The organism is Ancylomarina euxina (genome assembly GCF_003863355.1).
Lineage (GTDB): Bacteria > Bacteroidota > Bacteroidia > Bacteroidales > Marinifilaceae > Ancylomarina > Ancylomarina euxinus.
On sequence record NZ_QQWG01000003.1, the window covers coordinates 13,699 to 27,972 of the forward strand.

Annotated in this window: 7 protein-coding genes; 5 read left to right on the top strand and 2 right to left on the bottom strand. The window is 36.2% G+C overall.

All coding sequences use genetic code 11. The annotated features are described in order from the left end of the window. The first annotated feature begins 7 nt into the window (after positions 1 to 7). The 5 genes from DWB61_RS03900 (at position 8) to DWB61_RS03920 (ending at position 12,481) form a co-directional block, all read left to right on the top strand. A complete protein-coding gene (locus DWB61_RS03900; RefSeq protein WP_125029585.1) occupies positions 8 to 1,270 on the top strand; it encodes an asparagine synthetase B in 1,263 nt (420 codons plus the stop codon). Between the two features lie 919 nt (positions 1,271 to 2,189). After that, the gene (locus DWB61_RS03905) at positions 2,190 to 4,358 is read left to right on the top strand and encodes a GEVED domain-containing protein (RefSeq protein WP_125029586.1); all 2,169 of its coding nucleotides are present in this window, start codon (positions 2,190 to 2,192) and stop codon (positions 4,356 to 4,358) included. Positions 4,359 to 4,560: 202 nt separating this feature from the next. Next, positions 4,561 to 9,297, top strand: coding sequence for a choice-of-anchor L domain-containing protein (locus DWB61_RS03910; RefSeq protein WP_158614365.1), 4,737 nt, complete (start codon positions 4,561 to 4,563; stop codon positions 9,295 to 9,297). A gap of 107 nt (positions 9,298 to 9,404) precedes the next feature. Next, entirely contained in the window at positions 9,405 to 11,330 is a 1,926-nt protein-coding gene (locus tag DWB61_RS03915; protein ID WP_125029588.1) for a PA14 domain-containing protein, read from the top strand. Positions 11,331 to 11,530: 200 nt separating this feature from the next. Beyond that, positions 11,531 to 12,481 (top strand): Ig-like domain-containing protein, encoded by a 951-nt coding sequence (locus DWB61_RS03920; protein WP_125029589.1) that lies wholly within the window; start codon positions 11,531 to 11,533, stop codon positions 12,479 to 12,481. 285 nt (positions 12,482 to 12,766) lie between these two features. Here DWB61_RS03920 and DWB61_RS03925 read toward each other — a convergent pair whose 3' ends face one another. Beyond that, entirely contained in the window at positions 12,767 to 13,429 is a 663-nt protein-coding gene (locus tag DWB61_RS03925; protein ID WP_125029590.1) for a hypothetical protein, read from the bottom strand. Positions 13,430 to 13,529: 100 nt separating this feature from the next. Beyond that, a complete protein-coding gene (locus DWB61_RS03930) occupies positions 13,530 to 14,222 on the bottom strand; it encodes a YjjG family noncanonical pyrimidine nucleotidase (RefSeq protein WP_125029591.1) in 693 nt (230 codons plus the stop codon). Between the last annotated feature and the right edge of the window lie 52 nt (positions 14,223 to 14,274).

Consider the following 14,274-nt stretch of genomic DNA (forward strand, 5'->3'; position numbering starts at 1 on the left):
TGCCTTTATGAGTTTTGCCAAGAGAGTTATTTGTTTCTTTTTATTTCTTTACACACTACCCGTTTTTTCTGCCAACATTCTTATTCCTATGGATGAAGTTCAGAAGAATCATCTCAAATCATATGGGATTGCGTTTTGGGTTTTACAAGAGAATCAAGATATTCATTGGTTATTGAATTATCGTGGCGGTAGTTTTCTATTGCCTTTCAGCCAGGATATAAAATCTGAGTGCCAAATTAGAGGGGTAAGCTTTGAAGTGCTAAGCGATGCACAAACCACCCATGTTTTTGATGAGATAGCGAGTCCTGAAGTGAATATGGATGCAGTTAAGCTTCAGAAACCACCTAAAATGGCGGTTTATTCTCCCCAAGGGAAGAAGCCTTGGGATGATGCCGTGACTTTAGCTTTGACTTATGCGGAAATACCTTACGATCTTGTTTATGATGATGAAATCATGAAGGGTGACTTATCGAAATATGATTGGTTGCATTTACATCATGAAGATTTCACAGGTCAGCATGGTAAATTTTATGCGGGATACCGAAATGTAAAATGGTATCAGGATGAAGTTCGTGAGAATCTTGAGAGAGCAAATCAATATGGCTTCTCTAAGGTTTCGGAATTGAAATTGGCCGTAGATTTAAAAATTAAAGCCTTTGTTGAAGCTGGTGGCTTCTTATTTGCCATGTGTTCAGCAACTGATACGTTTGATATTGCTTTGTCAGCCGAGCATACTGATATTTGTTCTCATGAGTTTGATGGCGATTCTATGGATGAATATGCTCAGGAAAAACTTGATTTTAACAAGACTTTTGCCTTTCATAATTATGTTTTAGAGACCAGTCCATCGGTTTACGAATTTTCGAGTATAGATGTCACCCACACACGTAAAGTAAGACAAGACGAAGATTATTTTACCCTTTTTGACTTTTCAGCTAAATGGGATCCTGTTCCCAGTATGTTATGTCAGAATCACAATAATCTTATTAAAGGTTTTATGGGACAAACCACTGCTTTTAATATCGATTGTATCAAGCCCAATGTGTTGATAATGGGAGAGAATAAAACGGCTGGTGAAGCTCGATATATTCATGGAACCTTCGGAAAGGGGACATGGACTTTTTTTGGTGGACACGATCCTGAAGATTATCAGCATTTGGTTGGAGACCCTCCAACCGATTTAAACCTCAAGAAGAATTCTTCGGGCTATCGTTTGATCTTGAATAATGTGCTGTTTCCTGCAGCCAAAAAGAAAAAGAGAAAGACTTGATCATCTGTAGATGTGATGATTGGATAGACAATGAGAAGGGCTAAAATTACTGACTTTCTACTCCTTACTTTTAAGGAGTACCCGAATATGTGAGGGGGAGGTGGTTTAAGTTCATTTTAAATTGTTTATTTAGATGTAACAGCCTGATCCTTGTTTTCTCTTTGTGGATAGATTAGGAGCATGCCAAAGGGCAGACTGACTGCTCTCACTCACTTCTAAATATAAAGCATTTGAAAATAAAAATTTCAGCTCTGCGTATCTTTGCGTGGAATTTTGTTCGTGTCTTGTCAGTTGAAGTACACTAGCGGAGCGTTGTATTGAGCTTGTCGAAATATCGAAATGTGATTCGATTAAAAAAAACAAAAGGCTGAGCCCCTAAGCACAGCCTTTTTACACCAAATTGTGATTCCCAAATAACTCAATATATTATTAACCATTTGCAAATTTATCGACCTTAGTAACTTCACTATCCTTTAGAATTGTTCATGAAACTTTTGGTATCACATGGTGTTTTGAATTTGGTTTGCGACCAAATTCGATTCTTTACCGTCACAAATCTAAGCTTTGTTTGTAAAATGGCAGTATTTAGTATGTTAATAAATATTAATAGAATTGCAATCGTTGTAAATTCATGTTTAACGTATTTTTTTTGGAGGTTAACTTCCTTTTTCTATCCATATGTAAAATATGACTTAAATATTTTCCAATTAATTCTGAATATACAATTCAAAGGAATATCCTCTCATTTTTACTATCCTTAACGCTTAGGTAGATGATGTGTTTAACTGATAATAAACTTATTGTAATACGAGTGAATATAAGGTGTGTAAATATGTTTTCACATTAAAATCTTTGTGGACATTTTTATTATTTTAGGGCTCTTTGTTCTATTAAAAACTGTTTGAAAATTGCGTATTTCATGAATAATCTCTTTATAAAATTTCTGTTACTTACTATCTTCTTTTATTGTCTCCAAACTTCTCTCTCAGCTCAGAATGCAGTACTCACTCAGCCAACTTGCTCGACTTGTAATGATGGGAGTATTACAGTTAATTGGTCAGGATCTGGAGTTAAAAGGGTTGTTTTAAATGGAGTTATTCAGCCTGATAATCAATTAGTGTTCACTGGTTTAGGTGTTGGGCTGTATTCGCTTTTATATCAGACGCCAAAGGGGAATTCGGGTAATTGGAAAGATGAAGGGAGCGAATCCATTACTCTTAGTGCTTCTGGAATAATTAGTTATTGTACTTCTAATGGCGATACAAACTATAACACAAGTATCACTTTGGTTAATCTAAATACACTTAACAACGATACTTCAGGTGATATTCCAAAATCGGCTGGGTATAATGATTTTACTTCACAGTCCACAGATATGATGTTGGGAGCTGTTTATGATCTAACTGTAAATTTAAATACTGATGGTAATTATGAGGTCTTTGCTATTGTATGGATAGATTGGAATCAGGATGGAGATTTTGATGATACAGGAGAATCTATTTCATTAGGATCTGTTCAGAATGTTGCTAATGGACCAACTATCGGCTCGCCTTTTAATATAGCGGTACCTACTGGGGCAATATTGGGGAATACTCGAATGAGAGTTTCTGCAAAATGGAATTCCTATCCAACCTCTTGTGAGACGGATTTTGATGGGGAAGTAGAAGATTATACAATTAATGTTGTTGCTAATTCTTTGCCAACAATAATTTCATTTACTCCAGACAATGCCTGCTCAAATTCAAATCAGGTTGTGACGATTACAGGAACTAATTTTTTAGGAACTACATCTGTTCAATTTAATGGTGTTGCGGCTGCAAGCTATACGATAAATAGCGCTACACAGATAAATGCAACTTTACCAACTTCAACAACCTCAGGCACCATAACTGTTACGGCTCCTGATGGTACAGCTACAAGTACACAACCTTTTACTGTAAATTCACTGCCTGAAGCAGCAGGTAATATAACAGGTACGAGTATTGTTTTACCAGGAGACACGAAGTCTTATGTTTGCGCTTCAATAGGGGATGCTACAAGCTATGAGTGGGAAATTACCGGAGGAGGTGCGAGCATTACCAATAATGGCACTCAGGCTGATATTGCATTTGCATCGAATGCAAGTCCTGGAGATAGAACCTTAACTGTAAAAGGCGTGAATGCTTGTGGTGAAGGTTCCGTTTCGGCTACATTTACGATATATGTCAGACCTAGCTATGCTTGCCAAACGACCATTATTAACTGGGATTTTGATAGCCCAGACCTAGCAGGTGCAGACTGGAGAGGATACTCAACAGTAAATGGATGGCAATCAAGTCGCAATAATATTGAGATCTGGAGGAATGGATTTTTGGGATTTACCACAGTTGATGGGGGACAGTTTTGTGAATTAAACTCTACCGGGGTAAATGAAATGTGGCAAAATATGAATACGGTACCAGGTTCAAAAATGCGATGGGAAATAACTTACAGATATAGAAGCAATAGTTCTGAATCAATTCGTATAAAGATTGGAGCTGTTGGCTCATTATCAAGCATTGCTGATATTTCAAACAATAATGGTGATGGCTGGGTAACCCACTCTGGTTTTTATACGGTGCCTGCTGGACAAACGACTACCCAATTTAGAATAGCAACTTTAGCACCATCTAGTTCTTCAGGTAACTTAATAGATAATATTCAGTTTTATTCTATAGAGCCTGATATTGAAGACCCTACTTTTGATTGTCCTCCTGATTTAGATGGAGATGGTTTTGTTGTATCAGAATGTGTAGATGCTACAAGCTTAATCGTTAATAATATTGGTGTAACAAATGTTGCGGATAATTGTACACCTGTGGCAGATTTGCTTGTTGAGTATAAAATTACGAATAAGCCTACTCCTACTTCGGCCGAAACCTTATTGGTAAATTATGGTGATGATCCTGCTGGAGCTGCCACATCTAGTGATGCTAGTGCTTATGCTTTCCCTCTGGGGGAGTCCACTGTGACTTATAAGATAACGGATGCAAGTGGACACGAGACTACCTGTAGTTTTAAAATTCAAATAAGTGCAAAGCCAAAGCCAGTAGGAATATTTTATGAATAATTAGAAGTCAATTGTAACTTAAAATCTTTATCTACTATGGTTTCCCTTTTTATTAGAGCTCATAACTAATGAGCTGCATATTAGAGTTTTGTATAACGTTTTACAAATTACCACTTTTATGTTAGCTAATTGCCTTCATAATTGTTATTTTTGAAGCCCTTTTGTCGATCTTAATAATCTCTATTCGAAAATAATGAGCTTCATGAATAATTTCTATATAAAACCGTTCTTACTTACTTTATTATTCGTTTTGATTAATTCTGTTGTGTTTGCACAAAAGACTTATAGGATGGGTGATCCTTCCCCAATTGTATATGTTCAAACAGGCGAAGTTTTTTATGATAGCGGATTGAGTCGTGATTATAGTGGTGGTGAGTCATCTATCATAGTTTTTGAGTCTTCTCCAGGTACTAAGATAAAGGTGATATTTGAAGAGTTTGAAGTGGAAGATCTTGAATGGATAAACCCCCAAAGAGGAAAGGGATACTGGGCGGATACCGATTACTTAATTGCTTACGATGGTGGAGAAATAAGCTCGCGACAGATTGGCAAATATTATGGAACTACAGGTAAAGGTAGGGTTAACAGACCTAACGTGATAACCTCTTCAGGTAGCTCAATTACATTTAGTTTTTCATCTGATTCATATTCCGTTGAGTCAGGTTGGAAAGCTAGGTTTGAAATCGTGTCAGATTCAGACCCTTGTATTACTTCTGTTGGAGGATTAACTATCTGGGCTGAAAATTTTGAAGGTGTAAATCAAGGATGGTCAGCTGATTCTCCAATTAGTATTATAACTCGTTCACTGAATAAGATATTAGCAGGAACGAATGTTAGCGGTTCAAGAAAATGGGTTACGGATAAAATTGATATTTCAAACTATCATGATTTAAAATGTTCAATTGATATTGGTTCATGGGGTAATAAATTAGATAATACCGATTATTTAGCAATATATTATTCTGTTGATGGAAGGGGCGATGTCGAGTTTTCAGTGAATGGTAATCAAAATAACGACATCTCTGCTCAAACGGCTTGTTCGAATATTCCGGAAGGTGATGAACTTACCATTAAGGTGGTAATGAGTAATGATCAAACTACTGAGCATTATTATGTTGATAATATTGTTGTAAGTGGAGAGTCTAATATTATTGGGAACTCTCCAAATGCTACTTGTAGAGATATAACAGTTAAATTGGATAATTCAGGAAATGCAAACATCACTACAGCGGATCTTAATAATGGGAGTAATGATATTGAAACTGCAGAAGCTGATTTGATTCTAAGCTTAGATAAATCAATTTTTACATGTGACGATATCGGTTTTCAAATGGTAACCTTTACGGTTGAAGATAAGGATGGGAATGTTTCCACCTGTAAGTCAACTGTTACAATTGAGGATAAATGTTCTCCATCCTTATTTAATTTAACGGCAGAATATTATCAGGGAATGGACTTTCAGAATTTGATTTACTCAGAATCGGTGACAAAGATTAATTCTTCATGGGGAACTGGATCTCCAAATACAGCTCTTCTAGGTAATGATTATTTTTCTATTCGTTATAGTGGTGATTTTGTAGTTCCTAAAACCGGGGATTATACTTTTTATACAACATCCGATGATGGAGTGCGTTTAATTATTGATGGTTCTAATGTTATTAACAATTGGACTAATCATGCGCCAACATCTAATAGTGGTACTGTAAATTTAAATAAAGGGCTGCACACAATTACATTAGAGTATTATGAAAATACCGGTGGAGCAGTTGTTGAGTTGGAATGGGCAACATCAGAAATAGCACGTCAAGTGTTTTCGGAATCTTCCATTATAAATAATACGATTGTTGAAGTTGCCGTGGAACTTAATGCATCAGGTGAAGCAATTCTTGATGCAACGACCCTGGATCCGGGTTATATCGATGCTTGTGGTATAAACACAAGAATGCTTAATAAGGCTAATTTTTCATATGATGACTTGGGTGATAATACTGTTGTTTTAACCATTGAGGATAATAATGGTAATACTGCGACACATGAAGTTAAAGTTACAGTGAAAGAAATGCCGAAGCTGACTTTCAGTCCTGTACCTAGTACAATAGAAGAAGGAGTTGGGACAGCTGTTATAAAGGCTAGTTTAAATAAAATCAGTTCTAAAGAGATTAGTTTTGAGTGGTGTACCGAAGATTTAACAGCTATAAAAGGTTCAGATTATAATGGCGTTGGTTGGACTAAAGTAACGATTCCAGCTGGAGAGTTATCAGTTGATCTTCAGGTAACTATTATTGATGATGATATTCATGAAGCAGATGAAGAATTTACTGTTTTTAATACTAAAGTAGTAAATGCAATTTCAGGTGTTGATCGTATTAATTGTATCATCATTGATAATGATAAACCTCTTCCTATTTTGTCTATTTCAGATATAAGTGTTGAAGAAGGAGTAGGCTCTGCAATTTTTGAAGCAAGATTAAATAAGATTAGTTCCAACAGTGTTAGTTTTAGGTGGAGTACTTCAGATTGGACTGCCAGACAACCTAGAGATTATTCAAGAAAGCCATGGACAAATGTAACGATACCTGCTGGTCAATTATCCGTTGATCTACCAGTGACGATTAATGATGATGATGAGCACGAATCAGATGAGAAATTCACTTGTTATTTAAGCAATGTAAATAATGCTGTACTGCCTAAAGACAATGCGGTTTGTACAATTGTAGATAATGAGAATAGTGCTTCAATTGAAGTTGATTTAAAAAGTCCACAGAATGTTTTTACAGCCAATCAATTGGTACAAGATGTCCTTGTTACTGGTTGTCTGACTGCTAGTAATGTGAATTATTCGGGGGATGAAGAATTTGGAATTGGATATTTCGAAGCTGGTAATTCAGATTTTCCTTTAAAATCTGGAATAATTCTATCTACAGGTGAGGTTTTACAAGCTATTGGGCCAAATAAAGGAGGAAATGCGAGTAATACAATTGATGGCTCAAGTTGGGATTCTGATGTTTTTAGATTGGCAGGGAATACTGCTAAGGATGCTCAGATTTTAGAGTTCGATTTTGTTCCGGCAGGAGATAAATTGGAATTCAGATATATTTTTGCTTCTGAGGAATATCCTGAGTTTGTTGGGCAGGGATATAATGATGTCTTTGGTTTTATTCTAAGTGGACCTGATATTAAAGATGTCTTTCAGAATGATGGAATGAATATAGCCTTAATACCTGGAACAAATATGATTGTTTCTATTGATAATGTGAATGTTTCTAAAAACTCTCAGTTCTATGTGAATGGAGAAGACGGATTTGCAACACGTTTTGATGGATTTACTACCGTATTGACAGCTTCCGCAAAAGTAACTCCTTGTCAAACTTATCATATTCGATTAATTATCTCTGATGTATTTGATTCTCGAATTAATTCGGCTGTATTTCTTGAAGCGAATAGTTTTAAATCTAATGAGGTACGGGTCGATAATATGATTGGTGAGATTGTTGGAGATCTTGATGTGATGTATGAGGGGTGCGATGGTAGTTTTATGCGATTCACAAGAAATGAAGATTATGATATTGATGAGGAAATTAGTTTTGATATAGATGTGTCAGGAACTGCATCCAATCAAGTTGATGCGTCTCCTGATTATATTTATACCGACGGAAGTGGGAAGATGATTGGTGATGGTTCTTTCCCTTCGTCTATCTTAATTCCAGCTGGAGAAGCTTATGTAGATTACCATTATAAGGCTTTAGATGATAGTGAAATTGAGGGGGATGAAACGATTATATTTAGGATTGATAAATGTCCTTGTGATGGAAGTGAGTATTACGAGAAAACTGTGAAAATTATTAATTCTCCTAAAGTTGATGGAGTAGCCTCAGCTGCTATTCAATGTGTGGGTGGGGGAAATCCAATAGCAACTTTAACAGTGCAATTAGCAAATGGTATGGATTCAAAAAACTATCTGTATAGCTTTGATGGAGGACTAACTTTTGATGCTAATAATGTGAAATCCATTGTGGGTACATCACCTGATGGGAGCGACTTGGTAGGGAAATCTTTTTCTATTGTGGTTAAAGACTTATTTTCATGTGGTGATAATACCTTAAATATGTTGACTACAATTCCTAATATATCGCCAGTTACATCAGACGCAGGAGGAGACAGGAAGATGTGTAAGGGTGTAGGTATTCAATTAATGGGAAAACCAGGCCCTTTTTGTGAATGGTCTTGCAGTTCCCCTGAGATCATGAAGCATTTAAGTAATAAGAATATTTCTAACCCTTGGGTAGCAGATGATATTCCTGGGGGATCATACGAATTTACATTAAGGGTGCAGGATAAACCGGGAGATAATCCAATTTGTTTTGAGGATAGTAAAATGATCTTGACCGTTTTAGAAAGTCCTATCATTGAGTCTGTTACTGCAGGTTCATATTCTCTTTGTTCTGAGGTGAGTACGGTGCTTGATGCAATAGTAACGAATATGGCAGTCACATATTCTTGGAATCCATCAGTAGGATTAAATGATGCAAATATCTCCAATCCTGTTTTCTCAGCGGATGTGTTAAACCACGAGTCACGCAGTTATACCCTGACAGTTAAGTCAAAGAGTCCTGGAAATGAATGTATATCTGTTGCAAATTTAGAACAACCCATTAATATTTATCCCAATCCAACAGTGTCTTTAAATTCAACTGAATCCCACCTTTGTTCAAATGGATTAAATGGAGAGATAAAAGTAAGTGCTAGTGGGGGGACCCCCAAATTAACTAATCCCTTATATGACTTTTCTTGGAATCCTGCAGCAGTTAATAGTGATCATGTGACTGGTTTGGCTCCAAATTTATATACTGTAACAGTTATTGATGATAAAGGATGTAGAGTGAGTTTAGAAACACAAGTAAATCCAAAGCCAAAACCAATAGGAATCTTCTTCGAATAATCTTCAATTTTATTTTTCATAATAGATATCTGATAAGGTCTGTGTAGTTATTGAATAGATTAATTTATTATTTTTAGGTACCTACTTAAAGATTTAATGCTTGATCTATGAACTTACGACGCCTCTTACTTATTGTTTTATTGATATTTCAGACTATACTATTGTATGGTCAAACATTAACGGTACCCACTCCTGAGCAAGTTTGTTTTGGCGAGCAAGGAAGTATTCAAGCGACTATGAGTAGTGGTCCTGGAAATAATAGAAGATATCGGTTTGATTTGTATTTGAATTCAAGTCGAGTCGATCGTATAACAACAGGGAGTAGAACGGTTACTTTTTCAAATTTGCAGGTTGGAACATATTCAATCAGTGTATATAGAGTGAATAATGGAGGTAATAATCCATCTTTTGTTGATTCAGAAAATAATATCGTTTTAAATAATGAAACAGAAAGTCCAATTTTTCAGAATCCACAATCCGATATTAGCGTCAATGCATCTGATAATATTTGTGGTGCTATTGTTTCGTATGTATATCCAGTAGCTAGTGATAATTGTTCAGCACGTACTGGAGCGATCACGGGTTATACATCTTTGGGAACTCTAAATGGGCATACTTACTATTACTCTAACAGTGCTGTGAATGTTACGACTGCATCCAATAATTCGACAAATTTGGGTGGGCATTTGGTTACGATTAATACTCAAGCTGAGAATGATTGGATCAACAGTAAGGTTGGTGAGGTTTGGATTGGCTATAATGATGCTGTCAGTGAAGGTAATTTTGTTTGGGTGACGGGAGAGAATAGTAGTTATGAGAATTGGAATGGGGGGGAACCGAATAATTCTGGAGGAGAAGATTACACGGTGATGTATGCAAATGGGAGTTGGAATGATCTGAGAGGGACGAATAATAGAAGGTATGTTGTCGAATTTCAGACTGCGACATTAAGTCAGACAGCCGGTTTGCCGTCTGGATCTTTATTTCCTATAGGGACAACGACCAATACATTTTTAGCGACAGATAATTCAGGAAATACGTCAACACATAGTTTCGATGTGATCGTTACGGATAATACAGCACCTGCAATTGCTAGTCTTAAGGCAGAGTATTATAATGGAAGAAGTTTTAATACATTGATGGAAACATTAAATGTTAGTGAGTTAAATTACAACTGGGGATCAGGAGCTCCAGAATCTAATTTGGTGGGAACTGATGATTTCTCAATTCGTTTCCAAGGAAATGTAAAAGCTCCCCAAACAGGAACCTATACCTTTTATACGACCTCTGATGATGGCGTTCGTTTGTGGGTTGACAATAATTTAATTATAAATAATTGGACTGATCATGGCCCTACCGTAAATACGGGAACATTTAATTTATTAGCAGGTGAGGCAACTCCAATTCAACTTGAATATTACGAACGTGGTGGTGGTGCTGTTATCAAATTGGAATGGTCTGGTCCTGGACTTACTAGAGAATTTTTAACAGATTCAGGGGGCGGTTCCTGTAATGATATAACTCTGGATTTGAGTGCAACAGGATCGGCCATTATTTCGGCAGACGACATAGATCCTGGTTATACAGATGCTTGTGGGATAGCTTCAAGAGTACTTAGTAAAACTAATTTTACATGTAGTGATTTTGGAGATAATGCTGTCACTTTAACTGTTACTGATGTGAATAGCAATGTTTCGTCTTGTGATGTTAATGTGAAGGTTATCGGTGCACCTGATAATAGTTTATCTGTTGTTGGGGACACGAAATGTGATAATGAAGATGCAATTGTCATAATTCGAGATAGTGAACTTGGCGTCTCTTATGCTTTATATTTAGGTGTAACACAAATTGGATCTTCAGTTAATGGGACAGGTTCTGATTTGAATATTGCGGTTTTAGCTGCAGATTTACCTGTGGGAAACAATTCTATTACAGTAAAAGCATCAAAAGGAGCTTGTGAGCTTGATTTATTGAATCATGCAATGATTGTTATTAATCCCAAACCAAGTCCTGTGGGAATTTTCCATGAATAAATCTAATATCTAGTGAGAGTTGTCCTTTGATAAAAAGCACTTGCTCAAATGATTTTTATTTGGATTTTATTTTTCAAATCTTTTTTCTTGTGTTTAATAAGTGTTTGTCTTTGTTAAACTGATATTTAAAAGTGTAAATATTTACATCTGTCATTTAATTTAATTATATTTAGTAGGTAATTGATTAAAATTCAGATGATATGAGACAAATTTATGTTGGATCATTTTCCATTTTTTTGATATTTCTTTTCTCTTCCCCATCATCAATATGGGCGCAAGCTTATCTTTCCAATGATGATTATACGGGTAATTGGGAGGATGGTATTTCTTGGACTGGAGGAAGTTCTCCTGGTCTTAATTACAATCAAACTTCAACTGTTGCTGTAGAAGGAGAGATAACAGCTTCCAATAATTTATTTTTTAATAAAGGCTTGTTAAATATTAGAGACACGCTGGTGATTAATGGTGATTTGGGATTTGGATCTAATGGAGACTTGAGTGTTGATGCTGGTGGGGTTCTTATTGTCCTAGGGTCTTTGATTGTTGGAAATAAAGTCGATATTGCTGCAGGAGGAACGATCATTATAACAGGAAATGTAAATTTCTCCGGTTCTTCAGGGCAAGGAAGCTTTACGAGTGATCAATTCCCTGCTCAAGTTTATATAGGTGGTGATATTACTGGATCTCCTCCAACATCTTCTTCAGGTGATGCAATTCCAGTATTTGATTGTGATGTAGCTACAGAACATGAGAATTCAACCTGTAATTATGGATTTATTGAAGATATAGAAGGGGAAGAGATTGAAGAGTATTTTCAAGAGGTCATTTGTGGAGGTGGAGTCGATCCTGGCGCTATCGTAAGTGATCAGACAGTTTGTGATGGGAATAGTGTTTTGACAATTACAGAATCTCTGCCAAGTTCAGAAAGTACCTATCAATGGTTTTCTTCTGTTAATAGCATTGATCCTAATACGGGAACCTGGACACTAATCTCAGGAGCAACACAGCAAACTTACGATCCTGGTTTAATTACAGCAACAATTTCTTTTTTTAGGCAAGTACAAAAAGGGAATGGTTGTACAGCCAATTCTAATGCTGTCGTTATTACATTTTCATCTAATCCTAATCCAGTTGGAATCTTTCACGAATAGTTGAGGAAAGGCACTTCCTCGTAATTAAAATATTTCGATCAATTCTTTTAAGCACTTAATTTCATAGGTTGTGCTTGCTTTGTGACTTACTTTTTTAGGGTTGAAATAGATTTGATCCTATCTCATGAGAGAAGTGAATATTTGGTTGGTGGCTTTATTTCGAATGATCGGGGCTGATGTTTTCATATGTTTTAACCACCGTCAGGTTTTCCAACCACTGACGGGGTTTTCCTTTTACCCCATCGTTTTTTTTTTGTCCCTGATGGCGGTTAGGAAGGGAGGTTTTTATTCAAGCATTAACTTTTCTATAGCCATATAATCGCGTTTTTCTTGGTGGTATCTCACAAAGTTTTCGGTCGATCCGAACCATTCCAGTAGTTCGGTACGTTTCAATTTTGTTGATTTTAATGATATTGCCGATTGGTAGGACGACCAAGGATAATCTATGGCATTGCTAGTAAACCCATGATGAACCGGATTGTTATGAATGTAGGAAATCAATTCCCGGAAATACTGTTCTGAATCGATGCATTTACGTTTAAATGGGCTTTCGAACAAACTGCCATGGCGTTTGTGTTGTTTGTTGAAGGCTTGTGCATATGAATTAAATAGATGGGAAAATTGACTGGACGGCCTATATCTTCTTCGATTGTTGGTTTTCCCCATCGGTGGGTTTTTTATCCCCGATGGAGGTTTAAAACTTACGGGCGATTCATTTTTTGAAGGGATAAATCCGATTTCGTCTTCTTCCTTGATCCGTATCAGTAGATGAAAATGATTTCCCAGGAGGCACCATGCATAGGTATCGACGACCACTTCCATGTATTTTTCATACAAGCGCAGGAAATATTCATAGTTTTCATTGCTGCGAAATAAAGCTTCTCCATTAATTCCCCGATTGTAAATGTGATAGTATTTTCCGTATTCCAAGGGTGTGATTATTCGCATTTTATTGAAGTATAGGTTTCAATAAATTTAAATAATAAAATCTGTGGTGTCAAATTATTCTCCTTAAACCACCGTCATGGTTTGTAACCGCTGACGGGGTTTAGAATATATCAATCAGTTCCTTCAAATTTGCAATCTCAAAAGTTACTTTTTCATCATGTTTCCCTTTCCTGGGATTGAAAAAGATCTGATCCATTCCCATATCACGCGCTCCCTTGATATCGGTGTTTAAATCATCGCCAATCATGATGCTATTATTTGTATGTGCACCAGTTGCATTAAATGCGTATTCGAATATTTGTGGATGAGGCTTGTTGGCACCCGCATTTTCAGAAGTTATAAGCTCTGTGAAATAGCTGTCGAGTTTTGAGTTTTGTAGTTTTCGCCCTTGCACCTCATTAAAACCATTGGTGATAATATGTAGGTGATAGTCTTTTCTTTTAAGATATTCAAGACAGGCGTGTGTGTGCGGAAATGTTTCGGTTTGTAATGGGCTGAGTTCAATGAAATCGTGAGCTATTTCTTTAGAAAGTTCGATGTCATCCAAACCAGCTTCTTTAAGTGTAAGATAGAATCTTTTGTAGCTTAATTCTTCTTTCTCAATACGGTTTTGGTAATAAGCGACCCAGAGTTTTTTATTGTGGTATTCATAACGGTTCTTAAAAAATAAGAAATTCCCAAATGTATTTTGAAGACCAAAATCTCTAAAGAGTTGTATTAGTGTTTTTTCTGAGTTTTTGTCAAAGTCCCAAAGTGTTCGATCAAGGTCGAAAAAAATATGCTGATATTTCATACTGAAGTCAAGTTTGTTTCAAAGGTATTTTAAAAATGAAAAGAACCTAGTT

Excerpts from the sequence above, each read along its gene's own strand:
- DWB61_RS03900 (WP_125029585.1), top strand. The coding sequence starts at position 8 with ATGAGTTTTGCCAAGAGAGTTATTTGTTTCTTTTTATTTCTTTACACA.
- DWB61_RS03905 (WP_125029586.1), top strand. The coding sequence starts at position 2,190 with ATGAATAATCTCTTTATAAAATTTCTGTTACTTACTATCTTCTTTTAT.
- DWB61_RS03910 (WP_158614365.1), top strand. The coding sequence starts at position 4,561 with ATGAATAATTTCTATATAAAACCGTTCTTACTTACTTTATTATTCGTT.
- DWB61_RS03915 (WP_125029588.1), top strand. The coding sequence starts at position 9,405 with ATGAACTTACGACGCCTCTTACTTATTGTTTTATTGATATTTCAGACT.
- DWB61_RS03920 (WP_125029589.1), top strand. The coding sequence starts at position 11,531 with ATGAGACAAATTTATGTTGGATCATTTTCCATTTTTTTGATATTTCTT.
- DWB61_RS03925 (WP_125029590.1), bottom strand. The coding sequence starts at position 13,429 with ATGCGAATAATCACACCCTTGGAATACGGAAAATACTATCACATTTAC.
- DWB61_RS03930 (WP_125029591.1), bottom strand. The coding sequence starts at position 14,222 with ATGAAATATCAGCATATTTTTTTCGACCTTGATCGAACACTTTGGGAC.